Here is a 24,722-nt window from a genome sequence, read left to right on the forward strand (position 1 = left end):
CCGGTCTCGCGACCGGGTTTTTTGTGTCTAGCCGACTAACCGATTACTCAGTTGCCCGACTTCTTGGCAGCACGAGTACGCTCGCTTTCGCCAAGGATTTTCTTACGCAGGCGGATCGACTTTGGAGTCACTTCGCAGAGTTCGTCTTCTTGTACGAATTCCAGCGCTTGTTCCAGAGTGAAACGGATAGGCGGAACCAGAGCGATGGTTTCGTCTTTACCGGAAGCACGCATGTTGTCGAGCTTCTTACCTTTGGTTGGGTTTACACCCAGGTCGTTGTCGCGGCTGTTGATGCCGACGATCTGACCTTCGTACACGTCTTCGCCATGACCCAGGAACAGCTTGCCACGGGCTTGCAGTGTTTCCAGGGAGTAGGTCAGCGCCTTGCCGGTAGCAACCGAAACCAGAACGCCGTTCTGACGGCCGGACATATCGCCAGACTTCATCACGTCGTAACGGTCGAAGATGCTGGTCAGGATGCCTGCGCCGGAAGTCAGGGTCAGGAACTCGTTACGGAAACCGATCAGGCCACGTGCCGGGATGTTGTACTCGAGGCGTACACGGCCCTTGCCATCCGGAACCATGTTGGTCAGGTCGCCTTTACGGTTACCCATTTGCTCCATGATCGCGCCCTGCGCTTCTTCAGGCAGGTCGATGGTGACGTTTTCGTACGGTTCGTGCTTGACGCCGTCAACCATGCGGATGATCACTTCAGGACGACCAACACCCATTTCGAAGCCTTCGCGACGCATGGTTTCGATCAGTACCGAGAGGTGCAGCTCACCACGGCCGGAGACCTTGAACTTGTCGGCGGTGTCGCCTTCTTCAACGCGCAGGGCAACGTTGTAGAGCAGTTCCTTGTCCAGACGCTCCTTGATGTTACGGCTGGTGACGAACTTGCCTTCCTTACCGCAGAACGGCGAATCGTTAACCTGGAAGGTCATCGAAACGGTAGGTTCGTCGACGGTCAGCGGCTTCATCGCTTCGACGTTCAGTGGGTCGCACAGAGTGTCGGAGATGAACAGCTGGTCGAAGCCGCTGATGCAGACGATGTCGCCGGCAGCTGCTTCTTCAACGTCGATGCGGTGCAGACCGTGGTGACCCATCAGTTTCAGGATACGGCCGTTACGCTTCTTGCCGTTGACGTCGATGGCAACCACCGGGGTGTTCGGCTTGACGCGACCACGAGCGATACGGCCAACACCGATGACGCCCAGGAAGCTGTTGTAGTCCAGTGCGGAAATCTGCATCTGGAACGGACCGTCACGGTCAACCTTTGGTGCAGGGACGTGATCGACAATCGCCTGGTACAGCGGGGTCATGTCTTCAGCCATGTCGGTGTGTTCCAGACCGGCAATGCCGTTCAGGGCCGAGGCGTAGACGACTTTGAAGTCCAGCTGCTCTTCGGTAGCACCCAGGTTGTCGAACAGGTCGAAGATCTGGTCCAGAACCCAGTCCGGACGCGCGCCTGGACGGTCAACCTTGTTGATGACCACGATTGGACGCAGGCCGGCTTCGAAAGCCTTCTTGGTCACGAAACGGGTTTGCGGCATAGGGCCGTCCTGGGCATCGACCAGCAGCAGTACGGAGTCGACCATCGACATCACGCGCTCTACTTCACCACCGAAGTCGGCGTGGCCCGGGGTGTCCACGATGTTGATGTGGTAGCCATTCCAGTTGATCGCGGTGTTCTTCGCGAGAATGGTAATACCGCGCTCTTTTTCCTGGTCGTTGGAGTCCATCACGCGCTCATCGTTGAGCTCGCCGCGCTCCAGAGTGCCGGATTGACGCAGGAGTTTGTCTACCAGGGTGGTCTTACCATGGTCAACGTGAGCAATGATGGCGATGTTACGTAGATTTTCGATCACTTGTGTATCTCGATCAGAGGATTCGGTCTGCTGACTGGTTAAGGACAGCGATTACTATTTTGAGTCGGCAAAAGCCGTAACGGCATGACGACAGGTGTCGGGGGGCCGGTGACGCAAGCCACAGGCAAACAGCCCCGGGCACTTAGCTCGGTCGATATACGCGCACATTGGCATGTCCCTCACTGAGCAAATGGTGGGCATGCAGGCGACTCATGACGCCTTTGTCGCAATACAGCAGGTACTGGCGCGTGTCATCCAGTGCCTTGAAACGGCTGTTCAATGCGTAGAACGGCAACGTCTGTATCTCCACGCCAGGGACTTGCAGCGGCTGGTCTTCCTGGGCATCCGGGTGACGGATGTCGAGGATCACCTGACCGGCCAGCGCCTGGCTGACTTCTTCTATATCGACATTGCGGCTCAGATCGTCGATGACCCGATCGATCGAAACCAGCTTCGCGCGTTCGAGCGCCTGCTCGAGAATCGCCATGTCGAACTGTTTTTCTTCGTACTCAACGCGATTTCGCTTGGCGTTGGTCTTTGGGTTGACCGAAATCACCCCGCAATACTCAGGCATGTGCCGGGCAAAATCAGCGGTGCCGATTTCAGTCGCCAGGTCCACGATGTCCTGCTTGTGGGTGGCAACCAGCGGCCGCAGGACCAGCTTTTCGGTTGCCGCGTCAATCAGCGACAGGTTGGGCAGCGTCTGGCTGGCAACCTGTGAAATCGCTTCGCCGGTGACCAGCACATCGATTTCAAGACGATCAGCCACGGCAGATGCAGCGCGTAACATCATACGCTTCAAAACTACACCCATATGACTGTTATCGACTTTCTGCAGAATTTCTCCGAGAACTTCCTCGAACGGTACGCTGACGAACAGCACGCGCTGTGAACTGCCGTACTTCTTCCAGATGAAGTGCGCGACTTCCATCACGCCCAGCTCATGGGCTCGTCCGCCCAGATTGAAGAAGCAGAAGTGCGCCATCAGGCCGCGGCGCATGATCTGGTAGGCCGCAACGGTCGAATCGAACCCGCCGGACATCAATACCAGGGTCTGCTCCAGCGCGCCCAGCGGGTAACCGCCCATGCCCTGATGTTGGTCATGAACCACAAACAACCGTTGGTCGCGAATTTCCATGCGCACGACCAGATCGGGCTTTTTCAGCTCGATTCCGGCGGCGCCGCACTGCATGCGCAGCTTGCTGCCGACGTATTTCTCGACGTCCATGGAGCTGAAGTCGTGTCGGCCGGCGCGCTTGCAACGCACTGAAAACATCTTGCCAGGCAACAGGTCGGCGTAGTGCAGTTTGCACTTGGCAACCACGTCATCCAGATCGCCCAGCGGGTACTCGGCGACCTGCAGAAAGTTGGCGATGCCCGGCATGCAGCTCAGCCGTTCCCTGATGCCCTGCAGCACTTTAGGGTCGGTCAGCCGGGTTTCGACCTCAAGGTTGTCCCATACGCCACCCACGACAATGTCCGCGTCCAGTTCACGGAGCACGGTACGAATGTTCTTGCCCAGTTGCCGGATGAACTTCTTGCGCACCGGCGGGCTTTTGATGGTGATTTCTGGGAAAACTTTAACGATTAGTTTCATGGAAACGGAGCGTGAGGTGCCGACCAAAAAAGGGGGGCGCGGATTATAGCGGAAATTGCTCAAGGTTTAACCAGTTATCGTACACGCAATCAACGACGCACCAAAAAGAGTCGTCGCACCAAATTGTAGCGCCATAAAGGTGCGTGTTTTTCCCGTGTGGTGCGTTTTCGCCCCCTGAAAACCTGCGTTTGAGGCAAAAAACCCAACACGGGGCACTGGCATGCAAATTGCTCCCTTGTGAGGCAGGTTGCCTTGGCAGAGTATCTGCGCCGGCATCACCCAAATTCAAGGGACCATAACTCTATCAAGTCGGTCTCTAGCCACCCGGAGGACACCATGTCGAAGTCGGTTCAACTCATCAAAGATCATGACGTTAAATGGATTGATCTGCGCTTCACAGACACCAAGGGCAAGCAGCAGCACGTCACCATGCCTGCGCGCGATGCACTGGAAGACGACTTCTTCGAAGTCGGCAAAATGTTCGACGGTTCCTCCATCGCTGGCTGGAAAGGCATCGAAGCGTCCGACATGATTCTCCTGCCGGATGACGAAACTGCCCTGCTCGATCCGTTCACCGAAGAGCCGACCCTGGTTCTGGTGTGCGACGTGATCGAACCTTCGACCATGCAAGGCTACGACCGCGACCCGCGCGCCATTGCCCACCGCGCCGAGGAATACCTGAAGTCGACCGGTATCGGCGACACCGTATTCGTAGGTCCGGAGCCAGAGTTCTTCATCTTCGACGAAGTGAAGTTCAAGTCCGACATCTCCGGTTCCATGTTCAAGATCTTCTCCGAACAGGCTTCCTGGATGACCGACGGCGACGTCGATGGCGGCAACAAGGGCCACCGTCCGGGCGTCAAAGGGGGTTACTTCCCGCTGCCACCGGTCGACCACGACCACGAAATCCGCACCGCGATGTGCAACGCTCTGGAAGAAATGGGCCAGACCGTTGAAGTTCACCACCACGAAGTGGCGACTGCCGGCCAGAACGAAATCGGCGTGAAATTCAACACGCTGGTCAAGAAGGCTGACGAAGTTCAGACCCTCAAGTACTGTGTACACAACGTTGCCGACGCTTACGGCCGTACCGCTACTTTCATGCCCAAGCCACTGTACGGTGACAACGGCTCGGGTATGCACGTACACATGTCCATCTCCAAGGATGGCAAGAACACCTTCGCAGGCGAAGGCTATGCCGGTCTGTCCGATACCGCCCTGTACTTCATCGGCGGCATCATCAAGCACGGCAAGGCTCTGAACGGCTTCACCAACCCGTCGACCAACTCCTACAAGCGTCTGGTCCCAGGTTTCGAAGCTCCGGTCATGCTGGCCTACTCGGCGCGTAACCGCTCCGCATCGATCCGTATTCCTTACGTCAACAGCCCACGCGGCCGTCGTATCGAAGCACGCTTCCCGGATCCGGCAGCCAACCCGTACCTGGCATTCGCTGCTCTGTTGATGGCTGGCCTGGACGGCATCCAGAACAAGATCCACCCTGGCGACGCAGCTGACAAAAACCTGTATGACCTGCCGCCTGAAGAGGCCAAAGAGATCCCACAAGTTTGCGGCAGCCTGAAAGAAGCCCTGGAAGAACTGGACAAGGGCCGCGCGTTCCTGACCAAGGGCGGCGTCTTCAGCGACGACTTCATCGATGCCTACATCGAGTTGAAAAGCGAAGAAGAAATCAAGGTTCGCACCTTCGTACACCCACTGGAATACGAGCTGTACTACAGCTGCTGATCCAGCAACGCCAGCATTGTTGGCGTTACAGGAGACCTCCTTCGGGAGGTCTTTTTTTTGCCCGGATTTTACCGCGTGAACTTTTGTTCACCCTGCAACACTGGCTCTGCCCGGTCGCCTGGAGTTAAATCTGCACCTCCCAACCGAACCGAGATGGAACTGCCATGCGCCTTATTCTGGCCACTTCCCTGCTGACGATGACGTTCATGTCTACCTGTTTCGCCTTCACTGCCGAGCAGAAGCCTTCTGCACTTGAACCTCTGCTGCAAGCGATCAGCGAGCGCCTGACCATCGCCGATCAAGTTGCCCTGAGCAAGTGGGACAGCGGCAAGGCCGTCGAGGACCCGCCGCGCGAGCTGCAAGTGATCAGCGCCGCCCAGGCCCGCGCTGCCGAGTTCAAGCTCAACCCCGATGACGTTCAACGCCTGTTCCGCGCCCAGATCGAAGCCAATAAACAGGTGCAGAACGCCCTGCTCGCCCAGTGGCACGCGGCAGGCAAGGCGCCCGACACGGTCAGGCTCAGCCTGGTCGATGACATACGTCCGAAGCTGGATCGCCTGCAAACCCAGTTGCTCCAGGCCTACGCGGACTTCCAGCCACTGCGCAAGGCGGAAACCTGCCAGATGCAACTGGATGCGGCGCTGAAGCGTTATCAGACCGACCCGATTCACGATCAGGCGCTGGTACTGGCCACAGCCGACCTTTGCCCTGCGAAACTCTGACACATCAGGCGGATAGCGCAGCATAGGACGATGTGTTCTATGCTGACGGCCAATCTTGCCCTGCCGTCGAGAGTCTCATGCGTCAAAGTCTGATTTGCCTGCTGCTGTTGATCAGCCTGCCCGCGCTGGCGCAGATCTATAAGTACACCGATGCAAACGGTAACACTGCGTTCAGCAACCAGCCGCCCAACGGGGCCAAGACCGAAGTGGTCGAGTTGCCGCCACTCAACAGCATCGAAACGCAGACGCCTTCCCGACCGGTCGTCAACAGTGCGCCGCAGCCGACCCCTGCGGCGCCACAATCGCAGCCACAAACGACCTACGACGTGCTGGAACTGAAAGACCTGCCCACCGACGAAGCGTTACGCGCCAACAATGGCACGTTCATCATCGGTGTGAAGATCCAGCCACGCCTGCAACCGACTCACAGCCTGCAATTGCTGCTGGACGGCAACCTGTACGGGCAGCCCTCCAACCTGCCGCGCTTTCAGGTGGTCAACGTAGATCGCGGTGAACACAGTTTCGCGGTGGTCGTGAAAGACGGCGAGCGGATCATTCAGCAGAGCGAAACCATCACCCTGACCGTACAGCGCGTACACCTCGGCAAGCCATGAGCAGATACACGATGCGCCGTCTGCTGAGCTGCCTGTTGCTGCTCTTGACGCTGCCCGCAGTGGCCGACGTCTACACCTATATCGACGCGCAGGGTAATCGGGTGTTTACCGACCAGCCGCGCAAGAACGCCACCCGCGTCGACATCGCCCCCAGCAACAACATGACCGGCACACCGCCGACCCGCACCTTGAAGGCCCACCCTGCCAAACCGGCAGTACAACCGATGTTTCATTACCAGTTGCTGAGAATCCTGGTGCCCGAACCGGACGCCACCCTGGTCAATCCCAGCGGCGACCTGATCGTTACCGTCACCAGCGAACCGGTGTTACAGGCGGGCCACAGCTACCGGCTGATGCTGGATGGCGTTGCCGTGGGCCAGGCCGGCCGCAGTCCGGTGTTTCCGTTGAGCAATGTGGATCGCGGCACGCATCAACTGTCGGTAGAGATTTTCGACGAGCTCGGCCGTGTTCTGGAAAAAACCCCGAACCAGCCGTTTCACGTACAGCGCATTTCCCTGGCGCAAAAGCGCGCGACTCATCCCTGCAAGGAGGATGACTACGGCGTGCGTCCGGAGTGTCCGCTCAAGGACAAGCCCGAACCAAAAAGCAGCATCCTGCCCTTCTTCTGACCTCGCCAAATCGTCAGCACCTTTTTGGTGCGCTCAATGTCTGCTTGCGCAACAATACAGCCCAATCTGGTTCAGGAAGCCTGGCCGGGTAGCGCCGTATGCGGGCACTCTTTACAAAAACGGCCCGATTTTGCAGATAAAGCGCTTCTTTTCGGAGCCTTGGTTTGTTTTTTGCAACTTCACTGACATAGCACCGTATTGGTGGCCTTGCTCCTGCTGGTGCAGACCAACCAGCACCCGCATTGCGCGACTGCAATGTGCCAAAAGAGGTCAACACGATTCATGACTATCAGCGATGCGCTGCACAGACTGTTACTGGATAACCTGACCACTGCCACCATTCTGCTCAACGCTGACCTGCGACTTGAGTACATGAACCCGGCGGCGGAAATGCTGCTGGCCATCAGCGGGCAGCGCAGCCATGGGCAATTCATCAGCGAGCTGTTCACCGAGTCGGCCGAAGCATTGAGTTCGCTGCGTCAGGCAGTCGAGCAGGCTCATCCTTTTACCAAACGCGAAGCGATGCTCACCGCACTGACCGGTCAGACTCTGACGGTCGACTATGCGGTGACGCCTATCCTCAGCAAGGGCGATACCCTGCTGTTGCTTGAAGTACACCCGCGTGACCGGCTGTTGCGCATCACCAAGGAAGAAGCCCAGCTGTCCAAGCAGGAAACCACCAAAATGCTGGTGCGTGGCCTGGCTCACGAAATCAAGAATCCGCTGGGCGGCATTCGCGGGGCCGCACAATTGCTGGCCCGCGAGCTGCCTGAAGAAAGCCTCAAGGACTACACCAACGTCATCATCGAAGAGGCCGACCGCCTGCGTAATCTGGTCGACCGCATGCTCGGCTCCAACAAGCTGCCATCGCTGGCGATGACCAACGTGCACGAAGTGCTCGAGCGCGTGTGCAGCCTGGTCGAGGCCGAAAGCCAGGGCTGCATCACCTTGGTGCGCGACTACGACCCAAGCATTCCCGACGTGTTGATCGACCGCGAGCAAATGATCCAGGCCGTGCTCAATATCGTGCGCAACGCCATGCAGGCCATCAGCGGCCAGAACGAATTGCGCCTTGGCCGGATCACCCTGCGTACCCGCGCCATGCGCCAGTTCACCATCGGCCACGTTCGCCATCGACTGGTGAGCAAGATCGAAATCATCGACAACGGTCCCGGTATTCCGGCCGAGCTTCAGGAAACCATTTTCTACCCCATGGTCAGTGGCCGCCCGGACGGTACGGGATTAGGTCTTGCCATTACCCAGAACATCATCAGCCAGCACCAGGGTCTGATCGAGTGTGACAGCCATCCCGGCCACACCACGTTCTCGATCTTCCTGCCGCTGGAACAAGGAGCAGCTTCGACATGAGCCGTAGTGAAACTGTCTGGATCGTAGACGACGATCGTTCTATCCGCTGGGTACTGGAAAAAGCCTTGCAACAGGAAGGCATGACCACGCAAAGCTTCGACAGCGCCGACGGGGTGATGAGCCGTCTGGCCCGTCAGCAACCGGACGTGATCATTTCCGACATCCGCATGCCGGGTGCCAGCGGTCTGGACCTGCTGGCGCGGATTCGCGAGCAGCATCCGCGTCTGCCGGTGATCATCATGACCGCCCACTCGGACCTGGACAGCGCCGTGGCGTCCTATCAGGGCGGCGCGTTCGAGTACCTGCCAAAGCCGTTCGACGTCGATGAAGCCGTGTCGCTGGTCAAGCGCGCCAATCAGCACGCTCAGGAACAACAGGGCCTGGACGTTGCACCGACGCTGACCCGCACCCCTGAAATCATTGGCGAAGCGCCAGCGATGCAGGAAGTGTTTCGCGCCATCGGCCGTCTGAGTCACTCCAACATCACGGTGTTGATCAACGGTGAGTCGGGTACTGGTAAGGAATTGGTCGCTCACGCATTGCATCGCCACAGCCCGCGTTCGGCCTCGCCGTTCATTGCGCTGAACATGGCGGCGATCCCCAAGGACCTGATGGAGTCCGAGCTGTTCGGGCATGAAAAAGGCGCCTTCACCGGCGCGGCCAACCTGCGTCGTGGGCGCTTCGAACAGGCCGACGGCGGCACGCTGTTTCTCGATGAAATCGGTGACATGCCCGCCGACACCCAGACTCGTCTGTTGCGTGTCCTGGCGGATGGCGAATTCTACCGGGTCGGCGGTCACACGCCGGTCAAGGTCGACGTGCGCATCATTGCCGCCACCCACCAGAATCTGGAAACCCTGGTGCAGGCCGGCAAGTTCCGCGAGGACTTGTTTCACCGCCTGAACGTGATCCGCATCCACATTCCGCGCATGTCAGACCGTCGCGAAGACATCCCGACCCTGGCCAAGCACTTCCTCAGCCGCGCGGCTCAGGAACTGGCGGTCGAACCCAAGCTACTCAAGGCCGAGACCGAGGAATACCTCAAGCATCTGCCGTGGCCTGGCAACGTGCGTCAGCTGGAAAACACCTGCCGCTGGATCACGGTCATGGCGTCGGGTCGTGAAGTGCACATCAGCGACCTGCCGCCGGAGCTGCTGAGCCTGCCGCAGGACGCCGCGCCGGTCACCAACTGGGAACAGGCGCTGCGCCAGTGGGCCGACCAGGCATTGTCTCGCGGTCAGTCCAGCCTGCTGGACAGCGCCGTGCCGACCTTCGAGCGGATCATGATCGAAACCGCCCTCAAGCACACCGCTGGCCGCCGCCGCGATGCCGCCGTGCTGCTGGGCTGGGGCCGCAATACCCTGACCCGCAAGATCAAGGAACTGGGCATGAAGATCGATGGCGGGGATGACGACGAGGCTGACGAAGGCTGAGCCGTCCTCAAGACATTCACTGCCATTTCTGACAGTTACCCGCAACGCCCGTTAATGATTAGCTTCTTTTGACTCCACTCGAGGAGTCATAAGGAGCTGATCAATATGGAAAGTGCATTACTCGGCGAACCTGACGCCCGACAGCACGCCAACAATTTACGTTTGCTTGCGGCACTGCCGCGTGGTGCAGGCATTGAACGACGCGAGCGGATTGTTGACTACGAAATCGTCGAACTCGCCGCACTGCTGCGCGAAGGCAACCCGCAAAGACTGACCGCCGAGCAGGTGCTGGTCGAATACTGGAGCCGCATCACTCGGTTCAACGGCCCGCAAGAAACCTACGGCGATAACGGTAAATACAACGCTTTTGTGCGGCTGGAAGATTTCTCGACACTGTTGGAGCAGGCAAGACTCGCCGATCAATGGCTGACGACTCCAGACGATCAACGCGGCCCGGCGCCTCCGTTGTGCGGAATTCCCTTCGGTATAAAAGACTCTTTCGCCATTCAGGGCCTTGAAAGCAAAAACGGCACTCAGGCCTTTTCCGGCAACCTGGCATTACGTGATGCGACATGCGTAGCCCGGCTGAGGGCTCAGGGCGCTCTTATTATCGGTCATACCATCTGCTCCGAACTCTCGACCCACACGGTCGGCCAGTTTGCCGGGAACGCGTGGGACCCGATACGTACGCCGGGCGGGTCCAGTCAGGGCTCGGGGGTCGCCCCGATTGCACGGCTGTGCGCCGCAGCGCTGGGCGAAGAGACGGCCGGCTCGATTATCATTCCTGCGGCTGCGAATGGCGCCAGCGCAATAAAACCATCTCTGGGACTGGTGTCTGGCGCCGGTGTGATGCCCCTGCGAAGCGGCTGGGACGTGGTCGGCCCCATGGCCCGTTCGATCCGCGATGCGTCGCTGATACTGTCCATAATTGCCGGCCCTGATGGAGAAAACGACCCGCAAAGTCTGTCGGCCCCATCAATAGGCGAGCAGCTTTCCATTACCCCGACCCCCGGTTCTCTTCCTCTGGAAGGGCTGACCATCGGCATTCCGCAGACGGACTGGATGTCGTCGTCCGGTCAACCCCCTGCGCAGTCTTACGACGAGGACTACAGCGCAGCGTTTATCAGGTTCAAGGATCAGCTTGAGACGCTGGGTGCACGGGTCATCGACTTTCCTTGGCTGGATGCTGAAATTCTTGAAAACATTCCTTACTCCTCGCCAGAACCCATTCATGACGTGCTGGACAGTGACGGCAGCATTCTGATGAGAGTCAACGCCCAAGCCGTGACCAGTTACGCCAACCAACTGGAAACCCGGCACTGGTCGGCCGTACGTGACTTTGCAGACGTGTTGGAGAATCAAGACGACAGAGACTATTTGCTACGAAGATACCCGGAGTTATTCGATCAGGTTGCCTCACTGATTCCAGTGGGGATCAGACTCGAAGCAGAGAACAGACGCCGTCTACAGCAGGGGCATTTTGAAAAGGCCCTGAATGACTATCAGATTGACTTCATGATGGTGCTGCCGCTCGGTGCTCACGTCGGCGAGCGGGCAGACGCACTGGTGAGGACACTACCGGTACAGCGCACGTACTTCGATATGCCCAACGCGCTGGCCTGGCCCATGCTGACACTGCCCATCGGCCATGGCGCGACCGGCGTCCCAAAGCAATTACCCGTTACGGCGGCGTTCTGGGGCAGGCGCTTCAGTGAACCACTGCTCGTGCAAGCCGCCATCGACTTTCAGACGCACTATTCCGAGTATCACACCAAAGCGCCGCCAGACCCGGATTTCACCTCGCCTGTAGCGTTTCATCTCTGGACACTGGACGAGATTCCTTGGCAATACTCAGCCGATCCGCTGGTCATTGCCGAGGGCAGAAGGAAAAAATCATGAGTCAGACCTCTTTCTTTGTTATTCAGTGGAAGCCACTGAACAACCCGGCGTTGCTGCCCGCGCAGGCGAGTGAGCCGCCAGACGCATTTTTCAACGTCCGATGGCGGCCCACGCAAGGTCTGAGTTATTACCCGGAAACGGCTGTGCTTACTCAGCCAGCGACGGCTTTTCCCACAGGTTGATCCCGCCTTCCACCGCAAAGCTGTCGATCTCGGTCAGTTCTTCGGGGCTGAACGCGAGGTTCTTCAGCGCGCCGACGTTTTCAATGATCTGCTCGGGACGGCTCGCACCGATCAACGCTGAGGTCACGCGCGGATCGCGCAACGTCCAGGCCAGGGCCATTTGTGCCAGGCTCTGACCGCGACGCTGGGCGATTTCGTTGAGCGCGCGCACGTGGGCGATGTTCTGCTCGGACAGGTGCGAAGCCTGCAGCGAGCCGCCCCCCGGACGATTGACCCGCGCATCCTTGGGCACGCCGTTCAGGTACTTGTCCGACAGCAGCCCTTGGGCCAACGCAGTAAACGCGATCACGCCAGCGCCCAGCTCTTCGGTAGCGTCGAGCAAGTCTTTCTCGACCCAGCGGTTAAGCAGGTTGTAGGCAGGCTGATGAATCAGCAGCGGTACTTTCCACTCTTTGAGTAACGCAGCTATTTCGCGGGTCTTGGCCCCGGAATACGACGAGATACCGATGTACAACGCCTTGCCCTGCTGAACCGCGGTGGCCAACGCGCTGGCGGTTTCCTCCAGCGGAGTGTCCGGGTCGAAACGGTGGGAATAGAAGATGTCGACGTAATCGAGGCCCATACGTTGCAGGCTCTGATCAAGGCTGGCGAGCACGTATTTACGTGAACCACCGCCCTGCCCGTACGGCCCTGGCCACATGTCCCAGCCGGCCTTGCTGGAGATGATCAATTCATCACGGTAGTGCTTGAAGTCTTCGCGCAGCAGACGGCCGAAGTTGATCTCGGCGCTGCCGTACGGCGGGCCATAGTTGTTGGCCAGGTCGAAATGATTGATGCCCAGATCGAACGCCGTGCGCAGCATGGCGCGCTGGGTGTCGATCGGCGTGCTGTCACCGAAGTTGTGCCACAAGCCCAAAGACAGTGCCGGAAGCACCAGCCCGCTGCGGCCGGTACGGCGATAAGGCATGTCTTCGTAACGATTTTCGGCAGCGATGTAGGTCATTGAATCCTCTCTTGTCTGGGGGATATTCGAGGCGTCTTGATTGCGTTTGCGAACAGGCGACGCCTGTTCGCAACGCCGGAATCATGGCTTTTGCCAGACAACCTGCTGAATGTCGACCCGCTTGGGTATCAAGTGGTTGTCGTAAAACAGATCAGCGGTCGCCTGCTGCGCGCGTACGATCTCCGGCGTGATCGGCAGGCTGGGTGATACAGGCCGATGGTCAAGATACTGAGTCATGACCGCTTCGGACAAGCCCATGCTGCGCGCCAGTATCTGAATACTCTCGGCACGCTGCGAGCGCGACAGCCCATCGGCAATTGTCAGTTCGTCGAGCACCTGCTGCACGAGCGCTGCATTTTCCTCGGCAAACGCTCGCCGTGCGGTATAGAACGGCCCGGACAATCCAAGCCCCTCGCCGTTGGCCAGCAGGCGAGTGTGGCCTTCGCTCATGGCGATGGAATAGTAAGGGTCCCAGATCGCCCAGGCATCGACACTGCCGTTTTCAAAGGCAGCGCGGGCATCGGCAGGGGTCAGGTAGATTGGCTGAATATCCTTGAACGTCAGGCCTGCTTTGTTGAGCAAACGCAGCACCACGTTATGCGAGCTGGAGCCTTTCTGCAGAGCGACCTTGCGGCCTTTCAATTCTGCGACGCTGTGCACCGGGCTTTCGTTGCGCACCAACAGGGTTTCCACCTGCGGCTTGGGTGGCTCGGCACCGATGTAGACCAGGTCGGCACCTGCGACCTGAGCGAAAATCGGCGGAATGTCGCCGGTGGAGGCGATGTCCAGGCTGCCAATGTTCAGCGCCTCCAGCATCTGCGGCCCGGCCGGAAACTCGACCCATTTGATTTTCTTCTGGGGAAAACGCTTTTCCAGCAGGCCATGTTCCTTAGCCAGCACCAGCGTGATCGAACCCTTCTGATAGCCGATGCGAAGGGTGTCAGGCTCGTCGGCAGCAGCTGTACCGAACAGGCCGCTAAAGGCCAGAATGGCGGCGATAAACGTAAATGATTTCATGGGTAATCCCTTAATTCTGTATAAAAATCTGCCTTTGATTCTGGCCGAAGGCCGTGGGAGCCCGCTTTCTGCGCTCATCAGGACTTGCATGCGGCAACGATCAAAATCTATAAGCAGGCCGTTGCAAGCCCAGGTTTTCGCGCAAGGTGGTGCCTTCATACTCGGTGCGAAACAGCCCGCGCCGCTGCAGCTCCGGCACCAGCAGTCTCGCGACATCTTCGAGACCGCCCGGCAGGTGCGGCACCAGCACATTGAAGCCATCCGCCGCGCCTTGCTCGAACCAGCGTTGCAACTCATCGGCTATCTGCTCCGGCGTGCCGATCAGGCTGTAGTGCCCTCGCCCACCGGCAATCCGTCGCCCCAGTTGCGCCAGGGTCAGGTTTTCCTGATCGGCCAGTTCGGTGAGCAGTTTCTGCCGGCTGCGCTGGCCGCTGTCGGTCAATGGCAATTCCGGCAGCGGGCCGTCCAGCGGGTAGCCCGACAGGTCGAAATTGCCCAGCATGCGGCCCAGCAGAGCGACCCCGACCCGAGGCTCGACCAGCTCCTGAAACGACTCGAATTTAGCTTTCGCCAAGGCTTCGGTTTCGGCCACGACGATGAACACGCCGGGCATGATTTTCAGTGAGTCGACGGCCCGCCCGTAAGCACTCAGACGACCCTTGAGGTCAGCGTAGAAAGCTTGCGCACTGGCCAGCGAGGTCTGCGCGGTGAATACCACTTCCGCCGTCTGCGCCGCCAGATCACGTCCGACTTCCGAGGAACCGGCCTGCACCACCACCGGCTGACCTTGCGGCGAACGCGCGACGTTCAGCGGCCCCTTGACGCTGAAGTGCTCGCCCTGATGATTAAGCACATGCAGTCTGCCCGGATCGTAGTACTCGCCACTGGCCTTATCGCGGGTGAAAGCGTCGTCTGCCCAACTGTCCCACAGGCCGGTCACCACCTGATGAAACTCTCGTGCGCGGCTATAGCGCTCGGCATGCCCCACATGCTCGGCGCGACCGAAGTTCTGCGCTTCGGCGGCGGCATCCGACGTCACCAGATTCCAGCCCGCTCGCCCACCGGAGAGATGATCCAGCGAGGCGAACTTGCGGGCTACGTGGTACGGCTCGTTGTAGGTGGTGGTCGCTGTCGCGATCAGACCAATATGCTCGGTCACAGCACTGAGTGCCGAGAGTAGGGTCAGTGGTTCGAAATGATCGGAGCGCGCCATGCGGCTAGCGATATCACCCATCGCGGCAGCCACGCTGTCGGCGACGAACAGCGCATCGAATTTTGCCGCCTCCGCGACCCTGGCCACGTGCCGGTAATGCTTGAAATCCAGCCCTGCATCCGCAGGCACATCCGGGTGCCGCCAGGCAGCGACATGGTGCCCGGTGGCCATCAGGAAAGCGCCCAGTTTCATCTGTCGAGCAGTCGTGCTCATACCTCACTCCTTACGTGTTGCCTGGGGTCTTGGCTCAAAAATCCTTGCGTAACTGCACGCCGAAATAACGTTCGTCATCACGCGGCACAGACCGGTAAACGTAGTTGCCACCGGTGGCCAGCATTGGCGAATAGGACTTGTCGGCCAGGTTCTTGCCCAGCAGTGCCACACGCCAGCCACTGTTGTAATCCGCCAGTGCCACGCTGGCGTTCCAGATGCCGTAAGCGCCCTGTTTGGTGTCCGGGTTCTGGCTGATGTCGTACTGCACTTCGCTCTGCCAGCTGTAATCGGTGCCCAGTTCGATATCCAGGCCATTGTCCAGCGGGATGGTGTAGTCGGCGCGAACGTAGCTTTTCCAGTCTGGGCTGTATGGCAGGGTCTTGCCGTCGACGTTGCAGGACGCCGCCGCACCGGCCGGGCAGGCAAAGCTGTCGATGCGCGCTCTGGTGTAGGACAACGCACCGGAGAATTTCAGGTTTCGGGTGGCTTGCAGGGCGTAATCCAGCTCGACCCCTTCGGTGCTGACACTGCCTGCGTTGATCAGGCGCGTCACGACCTGTCCAGCCACACTGTCGAAGAAATTCGCCTGATAGTTGTCGTACTCGCTGTGGAACACCGCCAGGTTGGTGGTCAGGCGATTGTTCCAGGTGGTGGCCTTGAGGCCGACCTCCCAGGTGTTCGAGGTTTCCGGCTTGAGGGCCTCGGTGTCGCGCGGCTGCATGTTGAAGAACACGTTGTAGGCTGGGCCTTTATAGCCGCGCGAGTAGGTGATGTAGGTCATCACACTGTCGCTCAGGTCGTACTGCAAACCGAGACGCCCGGACTTGCCGTCTTCATCCACCGCGCCGGAACTGCTGGTCGCTGGCTGAATGCCGCTGACGGTCGTAGCCGATGTCGACACGCGGCGATGATCGTATTCCAGATCGTCGTGGGTCCAGCGTGCCCCGGCAATCGCACGCAAGTCCGGGGTGAAGTTGAACGTGGTTTCGCCGAACACCGAATAGCTGTCGGTGGTGGTGCTGTAGTCGGCGATGCCGCGATCCTGAGTCGTCGGTGTGATCAGCGTGCGCTGATAGGTCTCGTCGCTCTTGCCGTGCATGTAAAACAGACCGCCGACGTATTCGACAAACTGGCCTTTCGGCGACGCCAGACGCAGCTCCTGGGAATACTGGTTGAACGTCAGATCGCCCTTGTCTTCGGTGCCGGGGAACGCCGCAGTGACAGTGCCAAGCCGGTCGCCGTCCTGATACTGCGTGTTGTCCCAGCCGCGCCAGGCAGTGATGGAGGTCAGGGTGTAGTCGCCCAGTTGCCAGTCGAGCTGACCGGACAGGCCTTTGTTGACGTCCTCGACATGGCTGCGGTAATCGCTGACGACATTGCGGTTATCGCTGTCGGCACGTACCGGCGCCAGGGCACTGGCGAAGGACGGGGTCAACGCCTTGGTTACCACCCCGTTGGGCGCGTCGTCATGGGACTGCATGTAGTCCGCTGCGAGGGTGAAGGTGATGTCGTCATTGGGCGTGAATTCCAGCTTGCCGCGTGCGCCCTTGCGGTTGTAGCCGTTGACTTCCTGACCATTGAGCTTGTTATCGACATTGCCGTCATAGCTGCCGAACAACGTCGTGATCGAGCCTTTGAGGGTCTGCGGAATCAGGCTGCCGCCAATACCGAAACGGGTGCGGCTTTCATTGCCGCTGTAATAGGACTGATCGATGTAACCGTGAGTCTCTTCGGTCGGTGCCTTGGTGGTGACGTTGAGCACGCCGGCCGAAGCGTTCTTGCCGAACAGCGTGCCTTGCGGGCCGCGCAGCACTTCGATGCGTTCCAGGTCGAGCAAGTCCAGCGTGGCCTGACCCGGACGCGCATACACCACACCATCGATCACCGTGGCCACCGTCGGTTCGACGCCTGGCGAGGTGGAAATGGTGCCGACACCGCGAACGAACAGCGAAGTGTCCTTGTTGGAAGCCCCGGTGCGGAAATTCAACGATGGCACCTGCTGCACGATGCTGGCCACGCCATTACGGTTATCGCGTTCCAGTTGTTCGCCCTCGATCACGGACACGGCGACCGGTACTTTTTGCAGCGATTCTTCGCGGCGTGTGGCGGTCACGGTCACCGATTCCAGCGCTACTGTTTCTGTGTTCTGCCCTGCCGCTGTCTCTGCCATGGCCGGAACACACGGCAATGCCGTCAGCCCCATCAGCAACCACCCACAACGGCGCCCCCGCGCCGTATGAGCCTGATCGATCGCCTGCGCCAGAAGCGTGTGTCTGACGCCATCCCCACCTGTTGTGTGCATCTGCGTGCCTACCTGAAATTTGCCCTGATCCGACAGTGCGATGCGCACTGGCGCCTATGCGTGCTGACTAAACCGGGTCCGGGCATTCGCGGTGGCGAGTAGCAGACAAACCATCTTTGTTAGCGCTAACATCGTCAGTATCAGGAAACGACTGATAGATCGTCCAATACTGAAAAATTAGTTTTATATTCTTTTTACTTTTATGCGAAGTGATCGACCATGGCCGACGAGAAGCCCCTGATACGCAAACGCCGAGGCGCAGGCCGGGTGACGATCACCGCCGTGGCGCGTCAGGCAGGGGTGTCGGCCATTACCGTGTCGCGCTATTTCAATCAGCCGGAACAGGTCTCGCCCGAACTGCGCGAGCGGATTGCGAGCACAGTCAGTGCACTGGGTTACGTGCCCAATCTGGTTGCTGGCGGCCTGGCATCAGCACGCAGCCGGGTGGTGGCGATGGTGATTCCCAACATCTCCGGGCCGATCTTTGCCAATACCATTCAGGGCTTCAGCGACACACTGAGCCGGCACGGTTTCCAGTTGCTGCTGGCGTCCAGCTACTTTTCCGCAGAGCAGGAGGAAAGCGCAGTGCGGGCTTTCCTGGGTTGGTCACCAGCGGCACTGGTGCTGACCAGCCGCTTTCACAGCCCAGCTACCGAGAACATGATCGAGCAGACCGATGTTCCGGTGATCGAAACCTGGGACCATCAACCCGACCGCAGCCCGATCCAGATCGGCTTTTCGCACTACGACGTCGGCGTGATGGCAGCCGGTTATCTGCATGACAAAGGCTACCGGCGCATCGCATTCGTCCAGAACAGCATCGCGGGCGACTTCAGCGCACTGGAGCGTCGCGACGGCTATGCCGCAACCGTGGAAGGGCTAGGTATCACGCCGTGGGTTTTCGTCCCGGACGCGGATCGAGCGCCCTTCGAGGCTGGCAAACAGGCGATGGACACCCTGATGAACCAAGCGCCCCGCCCTGACGCGATCTTCTTCGCCAACGACAACCTGGCAGCCGGCGCCCTGCTCGCCAGCCAGCGCGCAGGCCTGAGCATTCCACAGGATTGTGCCGTCATGGGCTTTGGCGATTACGCCTTCGCAGAAATGATGCTGCCCAGCCTGACCACCATCAAACCGCCCGCCCTGCAGATCGGCGTAATGGCTGCCACGCGGGTGCTTGAAAGCCTCGGTGTATTACCGGTAGAGGGAGAAGTACAACGGCTGAATCTGCTGGAGTGCAGCCTGGTGGAACGGGAGAGTACCTGAGCCCGGCGCAATCTCGAGCCTACGCTGGAGCGTGAGGAACGATAGTCGCCCGTAAGAACACCATCGTACCCATGCTCCGCGTGGGTATGCCGTTCTGGACGCTCCGCGTCCTATTCTGAACATAGGGCGCGGCGCAGATGTGTGACGCGGCGCGTCAAGCACGGCATTCCCACTGTGGCGTGAGGAACGATAGATGTCCTCAAACCCCGATCAACGCACCAGATGCAGGAACTGCATATGCCGTTCGTACTGATCGAGCACGTCGTTGATGACTTGTTCCTTGGTGTAACCCACCAGGTCGTAGTCCTGACTGCCCTCGCTCAAGTGCACCTCGGCGCGGTAGTAGCGGCGGTTGTTCAATTGCTTGGAGCCCATGCCGCCACGGGCGAACGACGGGGTGAAGAAGCCTTTCATCTGCACCTGGTAAATGAACGGACGTTCTTCACCATGACCGATTTCCAGGGTCACCGAGTCGTTGGACGGGTCGGGTACGTTGACCACGTTCAAGCCCTTCTCGACGAACACCGCCGTCACTTCTTCAATCGCCGGACGCACGGTCTGATCGAGGAAGCGATACACCTCGTCTCGCGACGGGTAATGCACCGCCTGGCTCAGACGCTGACGCCAGCCGCCGCGTCGTGAACCGGACACTGGCGCCAGTGAGTACAACTGGGCGATCTTGCGCTGCGACTCCATGACGAACGCCTTGTGCAGCCCCCACATCATCAGCAACAGAATCAACGAGAATGGCAACGACGTCAGCACCACGGCCGATTTCAGCGCATCGATGCTGCCCGAGAACAGCAAGCCACTGGTGATCAACGCCGTGGCCACACCCCAGAACACCCGCAGCCATTTCGGACCGTCTTCGTCAGGGTTGCCGCCTTTGGCTGACAGTGTCGACAGCACCACCGTGCCCGAATCGGCCGAGGTGACGAAGAACACGAAGCTGATGAATACTGTGACCGCGATGACCGTCTTGCTCCACGGATAGGTTTCCAGCAGCAGGTACAGGGTCATCGACGGATCGTCGATAGCCGATTGACCCAGCGCCGTCATGCCGTGGTTGAGCACTTGATCGATGGCGCTGTTGCCGAAGATCGACATCCAGGCCAGGGTGAAACCCAGCGGGATCAGCAACACACCGAAGACGAACTCGCGGATGGTACGGCCACGGGAGATGCGCGCAATGAACAGGCCTACGAACGGCGCCCAGGCAATCCACCAAGCCCAATAGAACACCGTCCAGCCGCCCAGCCAGTCACTCGGCTCGTTGTAGGCATACACGTCGAAACTCTTGCTCGGCAGTGCGCCCAGGTAGTCACCGATGTTCTGCACAAGTGTATTGAGCAAATGCTGAGTCGGGCCGGCAAACAGCACGAACAGCAACAGCGCACAGGCCAGCAGCATGTTGATGTCGGACATGACGCGTACGCCCTTGTCGACACCGGCGATCGCCACCAGAATCGCCGCGCCCATCATCAGGGTGATCAGACCGACTTGAATCCAGTGGGTGTGCGCCACGCCGAACAGGTAGTCCAGACCGGAATTGAGGTGCAGCACCCCGAAGCCCATGTCTGCGCCGAGCCCGAAGATGGTCGCAATAATGCCGAAGCCATCGACCGCATAGCCAATAGGGCCATTGATGCGCTTGCCGATCAGCGGGTACAGCGCCGAGCGCAGGGCCAGCGGCAGGTTATGGCGATAAGCGAAATAGGCCAGCGCCATACCGACGAACGCGAACACGCCCCAGCCATGCAGACCCCAGTGCAGAAACAGCAATTGCATGCCCTGGCGTGCTGCTTCAGCGGTACCGCCCTCGCCCTGCGGTGGCTGCAGCAGGTGCGTCAGGGGTTCTGAAACGCAGAAAAAGAACAGCGTGATGCTGATGCCGGCGGCAAACAGCATGCCGGCCCATGACAGGTAACTGAACTCGGGTTCGTCGTGGTCGGCACCGAGCTTGATCTTGCCGAAGCCCGACAAGGCGGTGACCACCACGAAGACCAGGTACAGGGTCATGACCATCATGTAGTACCAGCCTACCGTGTTGGCCGCCCAGTTTTGCGCCGCCAGCAGCCATTCGCCGCTGGCTTGCGGGAACGCGATCACGACGATGCCGAAAATCAGAATAAAACTCGCAGCGAAATAGAACACTGGAGCATTCATGCGAACCATGCCGCTTGAAGAGGAACTCGAAGAACTCATCGGTTGAGCGCCTCCGGACTGATAAAACCAATTGCGAAAAGCGGATACGGCAAGGGTAAGCCTCCTGTTGTGAGCGGGCAGCGAACCACCGGTTTAACTTGAACGAGCGTTCAATTTAAACATGAAAACACCCGCGAGACCTAATCGCAGGCCGGTGAATGCTGGCTCAGGCCTGGGTATGACGCGTGCTCGAGCGGGTTCGTTCCCACGCTAAAGAGGCCATTTTCAGCCCCCCAAACGCGCTGTTTGCAAACATCCGCAGCACTTTGATTCCGGTCTTGACGCGATGCACACCCTCCTCGCACCAATCTGTTACCTGCCGCCCCAAAACTGCGCAAAAAGTCATTCAGGTAACAGAACAGCGCTCCTCTCGGGCCAATGCTTGCGCGCTGACCAAAACCGCAAGGCTCCGGAAATAAAGCCTTGCAGGCCAATTCGACGGCTTAAAAACAACAGCAGCGAAAAGTTGGTCTTTTGATTGCATATGCTTGTATGTACAAGTAGAGACAGGCTAAACATTCTGTCTTCTGCCCACTTGAATCAGCCTGCTTCGCCAGGCGCTGTTCGCCCTTCATCGGGGTGGTTCGAATTGATCGCCGAGGATTTTTTTGTGACCGAGAATAATCAAGACCTGAAGCAGGACTGGACCCGCCATCGCGAAGGCGTCGTACGGGCTGCACGCGGTACTCAATTGACCGCCAAGAGCTGGCTGACCGAAGCGCCGCTGCGCATGTTGATGAACAACCTCGACCCGGAAGTTGCCGAAAACCCCAATGAGCTGGTGGTTTACGGTGGCATCGGTCGCGCTGCGCGCAATTGGGAGTGCTACGACAGGATCGTCGAAAGCCTCACTCAGCTCAACGATGATGAAACCTTGCTGGTGCAGTCCGGCAAGCCGGTCGGCGTATTCAAGACCCACAGTAATGCCCCGCGCGTGCTGATCGCCAACTCCAACCTGGTGCCGCACTGGGCCAGTTGGGAGCACTTCAACGAACTGGATGCCAAGGGCCTGGCCATGTATGGCCAGATGACCGCCGGCAGCTGGATCTACATCGGTAGCCAAGGCATCGTGCAAGGCACTTACGAAACCTTCGTCGAAGCCGGTCGCCAGCACTATGACGGCAACCTCAAGGGTCGCTGGGTGCTGACCGCAGGCCTGGGCGGCATGGGTGGCGCGCAGCCGCTGGCCGCGACATTGGCCGGGGCCTGCTCGCTGAACATCGAATGTCAGCAGAGCCGCATCGATTTCCGCATCAAGACCCGCTACGTCGACGAACAGGCCGCTGATCTCGATGACGCACTGGCGCGTATCGCCAAATACACGGCCGAAGGCAAAGCCATCTCCATCGCCCTGTGTGGCAACGCGGCGGATATCCTGCCGGAAATGGTCCGTCGCGGTGTGCGCCCGGACATGGTCACCGACCAGACCAGCGCCCACGACCCGCTCAATGGCTACCTGCCCAAAGGCTGGACCTGGGACGAGTACCGTGCCCGTTCGGTGAGCGAGCCGGCCAGTGTGGTCAAGGCGGCCAAACAGTCGATGGCCGAGCACGTCGAAGCCATGCTCGCCTTCCAGCAAGCAGGCATTCCGACCTTTGACTATGGCAACAATATTCGCCAGATGGCCAAGGAAGTCGGCGTCACCAACGCCTTCGATTTCCCGGGCTTCGTCCCCGCCTACATCCGTCCGCTGTTCTGCCGTGGCATCGGGCCGTTCCGCTGGGCCGCGCTGTCAGGTGACCCGCAGGACATCTACAAGACCGACGCCAAGGTCAAAGAACTGATTCCGGATGACGAGCACCTGCACAACTGGCTGGACATGGCCCGCGAACGCATCAGCTTCCAGGGCCTGCCGGCGCGTATCTGCTGGGTCGGCCTGGGTCAACGCGCCAAACTGGGCCTGGCCTTCAACGAAATGGTCCGCAGTGGCGAGTTGTCGGCACCGGTAGTGATCGGTCGTGATCACCTGGACTCCGGCTCGGTCGCCAGCCCCAACCGCGAAACCGAATCCATGCGCGATGGCTCCGACGCCGTCTCCGACTGGCCGCTGCTCAATGCCCTGCTCAATACCGCCAGCGGTGCGACCTGGGTCTCGCTGCACCACGGTGGCGGCGTGGGCATGGGCTTTTCGCAGCATTCCGGCATGGTGATCGTCTGCGACGGCACCGATGAGGCCGCCGAGCGTATCGCCCGCGTATTGCACAACGACCCGGCTACCGGGGTGATGCGTCATGCCGATGCCGGCTACGAAATCGCTATCGACTGTGCCAAAGAGCAGGGCTTGAACCTGCCAATGATCGGACGTTGAAAACGTTGTCGGTCATCAGGCCGACATACGTCGGGGACGGGCATGAGCATGCCCACGGGCCGGATGCCTAATTCAAGCTGCCGTCATCCATTTCAGGCTTAGGAGCATCGACAATGAATATGAAAAAGGCCCTGTTGACCACACTGGTATCCGCTGGCCTGCTCGCCAGCGCGGGCGCAAGTCAGGCGGCCGGCTGGTGCGAATCAGGCAAGCCGGTGAAATTCGCCGGCCTCAACTGGGAAAGCGCGATGCTGCTGACCGACATTCTGCAGGTCGTTCTGGACAAGGGTTACGGCTGCACCGTTGACGCCCTGCCCGGCAATTCCATTGCCATGGAAAACGCCTTGGGCACCAACGACATCCAGATCTTTGCCGAAGAATGGGTCGGCCGCAGCGAGGTTTGGAACAAGGCCGCCGCTGCCGGCAAGGTGGTCGGTGTCGGCGCGCCGATCGTCGGCGCAGTGGAAGGCTGGTACGTGCCCCGCTATGTGATCGAAGGCGATGCCAAACGCAAGCTGGAGGCAAAGGCACCCAACCTGAAATCCATCAGCGACCTGGCCCAGTATTCAGCCGTGTTCAAGGATCAGGAAGAGCCTGGCAAGGGGCGCTTCTACAACTGCCCGGCCGGCTGGACCTGTGAGCTGGAAAACAGCGAAATGCTCAAGAGCTACGGCCTGGAAAGCAAATACACCAACTTCCGCCCAGGCACCGGCCCGGCGCTGGATGCGGCGATTCTGTCCAGCTACAAACGTGGCGAGCCGATCCTGACCTACTATTGGTCACCCACGCCGCTCATGGGTCAGGTAGACCTGGTGCGTCTGGAAGAGAAAGCCGGGGTCAACAAGACGATCGATATCAAGGTCGGCGTGTCCAAAGTGTTCCACGATGAGGCCCCTGAATTGGTCGCCATCCTGGAAAAGGTCAACCTGCCGATCGACCTGCTCAACCAGAACCTGGGGCGCATGGCCAAGGAACGCATCGAATCGCCGAAGCTGGCGAAGATTTTCCTGAAAGAGCACCCCGAAGTCTGGCACAAATGGGTCAGCGAAGACGCCGCGAAGAAGGTGGACGCTTCGTTGTAAACGACCGGGCTGTCGGACCGAACGGTTCGACAGCCCTGTCGTTGACCCGACACACCTC

17 protein-coding genes are annotated in these 24,722 nt (G+C 59.4%); 10 read left to right on the forward strand and 7 right to left on the reverse strand.

Translation table 11 applies throughout. From position 1 onward, the window contains the following. Positions 1-47: 47 nt before the first annotated feature. Together typA and thiI are read right to left on the reverse strand one after the other, a co-directional pair. Entirely contained in the window at positions 48-1,868 is a 1,821-nt protein-coding gene (gene typA / locus JOE39_RS18030) for a translational GTPase TypA (RefSeq protein WP_003316380.1), read from the reverse strand. A gap of 142 nt (positions 1,869-2,010) precedes the next feature. Continuing rightward, entirely contained in the window at positions 2,011-3,465 is a 1,455-nt protein-coding gene (gene thiI / locus JOE39_RS18035; RefSeq protein ID WP_003396871.1) for a tRNA uracil 4-sulfurtransferase ThiI, read from the reverse strand. Between the two features lie 336 nt (positions 3,466-3,801). Here thiI and glnA point away from each other — a divergent pair, with 336 nt between their 5' ends. The 7 genes from glnA to JOE39_RS18070 all read left to right on the forward strand — a co-directional run bounded on the left by glnA (position 3,802) and on the right by JOE39_RS18070 (position 11,873). After that, positions 3,802-5,208, forward strand: coding sequence for a glutamate--ammonia ligase (glnA, locus tag JOE39_RS18040; protein WP_003343817.1), 1,407 nt, complete (start codon positions 3,802-3,804; stop codon positions 5,206-5,208). A gap of 164 nt (positions 5,209-5,372) precedes the next feature. Next, on the forward strand, positions 5,373-5,930 hold the full coding sequence (locus tag JOE39_RS18045; RefSeq protein WP_003343819.1) for a chorismate mutase: 558 nt from the start codon (positions 5,373-5,375) through the stop codon (positions 5,928-5,930). Between the two features lie 77 nt (positions 5,931-6,007). Beyond that, positions 6,008-6,544 carry a DUF4124 domain-containing protein gene (locus JOE39_RS18050; RefSeq protein WP_003343821.1) on the forward strand — a complete coding sequence of 179 codons (537 nt, stop codon included), beginning with the start codon at positions 6,008-6,010 and terminating at the stop codon, positions 6,542-6,544. Further along, a complete protein-coding gene (locus tag JOE39_RS18055) occupies positions 6,541-7,173 on the forward strand; it encodes a DUF4124 domain-containing protein (protein ID WP_017278277.1) in 633 nt (210 codons plus the stop codon). The genes JOE39_RS18050 and JOE39_RS18055 overlap by 4 nt, the downstream gene beginning before the upstream one ends. Before the next feature lie 282 nt (positions 7,174-7,455). Beyond that, complete coding sequence (gene glnL / locus JOE39_RS18060; RefSeq protein ID WP_002555720.1) at positions 7,456-8,541, forward strand: nitrogen regulation protein NR(II); 1,086 nt, start codon at positions 7,456-7,458, stop codon at positions 8,539-8,541. Then, on the forward strand, positions 8,538-9,974 hold the full coding sequence (gene ntrC / locus JOE39_RS18065) for a nitrogen regulation protein NR(I) (RefSeq protein WP_003413458.1): 1,437 nt from the start codon (positions 8,538-8,540) through the stop codon (positions 9,972-9,974). Before glnL ends, ntrC begins: the two co-directional genes overlap by 4 nt. Before the next feature lie 105 nt (positions 9,975-10,079). Then, complete coding sequence (locus tag JOE39_RS18070) at positions 10,080-11,873, forward strand: amidase (protein WP_210078526.1); 1,794 nt, start codon at positions 10,080-10,082, stop codon at positions 11,871-11,873. Positions 11,874-12,020: 147 nt separating this feature from the next. Here the strand turns inward: JOE39_RS18070 and mgrA are convergent, their stop codons facing one another. The 4 genes from mgrA to JOE39_RS18090 all read right to left on the reverse strand — a co-directional run bounded on the left by mgrA (position 12,021) and on the right by JOE39_RS18090 (position 17,851). Continuing rightward, positions 12,021-13,058: an L-glyceraldehyde 3-phosphate reductase gene (gene mgrA, locus JOE39_RS18075; protein WP_003426913.1), complete on the reverse strand. Its 1,038-nt coding sequence runs from the start codon at positions 13,056-13,058 to the stop codon at positions 12,021-12,023. An 81-nt stretch (positions 13,059-13,139) separates the two neighbouring features. Further along, on the reverse strand, positions 13,140-14,075 hold the full coding sequence (locus JOE39_RS18080; protein WP_032623924.1) for a sulfonate ABC transporter substrate-binding protein: 936 nt from the start codon (positions 14,073-14,075) through the stop codon (positions 13,140-13,142). 100 nt (positions 14,076-14,175) lie between these two features. After that, positions 14,176-15,501, reverse strand: coding sequence for an LLM class flavin-dependent oxidoreductase (locus JOE39_RS18085; RefSeq protein WP_210078525.1), 1,326 nt, complete (start codon positions 15,499-15,501; stop codon positions 14,176-14,178). A 34-nt stretch (positions 15,502-15,535) separates the two neighbouring features. Beyond that, the gene (locus JOE39_RS18090; protein WP_210078524.1) at positions 15,536-17,851 is read right to left on the reverse strand and encodes a TonB-dependent receptor; all 2,316 of its coding nucleotides are present in this window, start codon (positions 17,849-17,851) and stop codon (positions 15,536-15,538) included. Positions 17,852-18,022: 171 nt separating this feature from the next. Between JOE39_RS18090 and JOE39_RS18095 the strand changes: the two genes are divergently transcribed. Further along, positions 18,023-19,069, forward strand: coding sequence for a LacI family DNA-binding transcriptional regulator (locus tag JOE39_RS18095; RefSeq protein ID WP_122243258.1), 1,047 nt, complete (start codon positions 18,023-18,025; stop codon positions 19,067-19,069). A 210-nt stretch (positions 19,070-19,279) separates the two neighbouring features. Here the strand turns inward: JOE39_RS18095 and betT are convergent, their stop codons facing one another. Continuing rightward, positions 19,280-21,235, reverse strand: coding sequence for a choline BCCT transporter BetT (gene betT, locus JOE39_RS18100; protein WP_205902143.1), 1,956 nt, complete (start codon positions 21,233-21,235; stop codon positions 19,280-19,282). A 649-nt stretch (positions 21,236-21,884) separates the two neighbouring features. Between betT and hutU the strand changes: the two genes are divergently transcribed. Further along, positions 21,885-23,582, forward strand: coding sequence for a urocanate hydratase (gene hutU / locus JOE39_RS18105; protein WP_210078523.1), 1,698 nt, complete (start codon positions 21,885-21,887; stop codon positions 23,580-23,582). A gap of 113 nt (positions 23,583-23,695) precedes the next feature. Continuing rightward, a complete protein-coding gene (locus JOE39_RS18110) occupies positions 23,696-24,664 on the forward strand; it encodes an ABC transporter substrate-binding protein (RefSeq protein WP_003413481.1) in 969 nt (322 codons plus the stop codon). Positions 24,665-24,722: the final 58 nt, after the last annotated feature.

The sequence above is a fragment of the Pseudomonas sp. PvP100 genome (assembly GCF_017833055.1).
GTDB classification, from domain to species: Bacteria; Pseudomonadota; Gammaproteobacteria; order Pseudomonadales; family Pseudomonadaceae; genus Aquipseudomonas; species Aquipseudomonas syringae.

Bases quoted from the DNA above. Each gene is read 5' to 3' on its own strand.
- JOE39_RS18085 (WP_210078525.1), bottom strand. From the start codon at position 15,501: ATGAGCACGACTGCTCGACAGATGAAACTGGGCGCTTTCCTGATGGCC.
- JOE39_RS18045 (WP_003343819.1), top strand. From the start codon at position 5,373: ATGCGCCTTATTCTGGCCACTTCCCTGCTGACGATGACGTTCATGTCT.
- JOE39_RS18070 (WP_210078526.1), top strand. From the start codon at position 10,080: ATGGAAAGTGCATTACTCGGCGAACCTGACGCCCGACAGCACGCCAAC.
- betT (WP_205902143.1), bottom strand. From the start codon at position 21,235: ATGAATGCTCCAGTGTTCTATTTCGCTGCGAGTTTTATTCTGATTTTC.
- glnL (WP_002555720.1), top strand. From the start codon at position 7,456: ATGACTATCAGCGATGCGCTGCACAGACTGTTACTGGATAACCTGACC.
- glnA (WP_003343817.1), top strand. From the start codon at position 3,802: ATGTCGAAGTCGGTTCAACTCATCAAAGATCATGACGTTAAATGGATT.
- ntrC (WP_003413458.1), top strand. From the start codon at position 8,538: ATGAGCCGTAGTGAAACTGTCTGGATCGTAGACGACGATCGTTCTATC.
- thiI (WP_003396871.1), bottom strand. From the start codon at position 3,465: ATGAAACTAATCGTTAAAGTTTTCCCAGAAATCACCATCAAAAGCCCG.
- JOE39_RS18050 (WP_003343821.1), top strand. From the start codon at position 6,008: ATGCGTCAAAGTCTGATTTGCCTGCTGCTGTTGATCAGCCTGCCCGCG.
- JOE39_RS18055 (WP_017278277.1), top strand. From the start codon at position 6,541: ATGAGCAGATACACGATGCGCCGTCTGCTGAGCTGCCTGTTGCTGCTC.
- JOE39_RS18080 (WP_032623924.1), bottom strand. From the start codon at position 14,075: ATGAAATCATTTACGTTTATCGCCGCCATTCTGGCCTTTAGCGGCCTG.
- JOE39_RS18095 (WP_122243258.1), top strand. From the start codon at position 18,023: ATGGCCGACGAGAAGCCCCTGATACGCAAACGCCGAGGCGCAGGCCGG.
- JOE39_RS18110 (WP_003413481.1), top strand. From the start codon at position 23,696: ATGAATATGAAAAAGGCCCTGTTGACCACACTGGTATCCGCTGGCCTG.
- mgrA (WP_003426913.1), bottom strand. From the start codon at position 13,058: ATGACCTACATCGCTGCCGAAAATCGTTACGAAGACATGCCTTATCGC.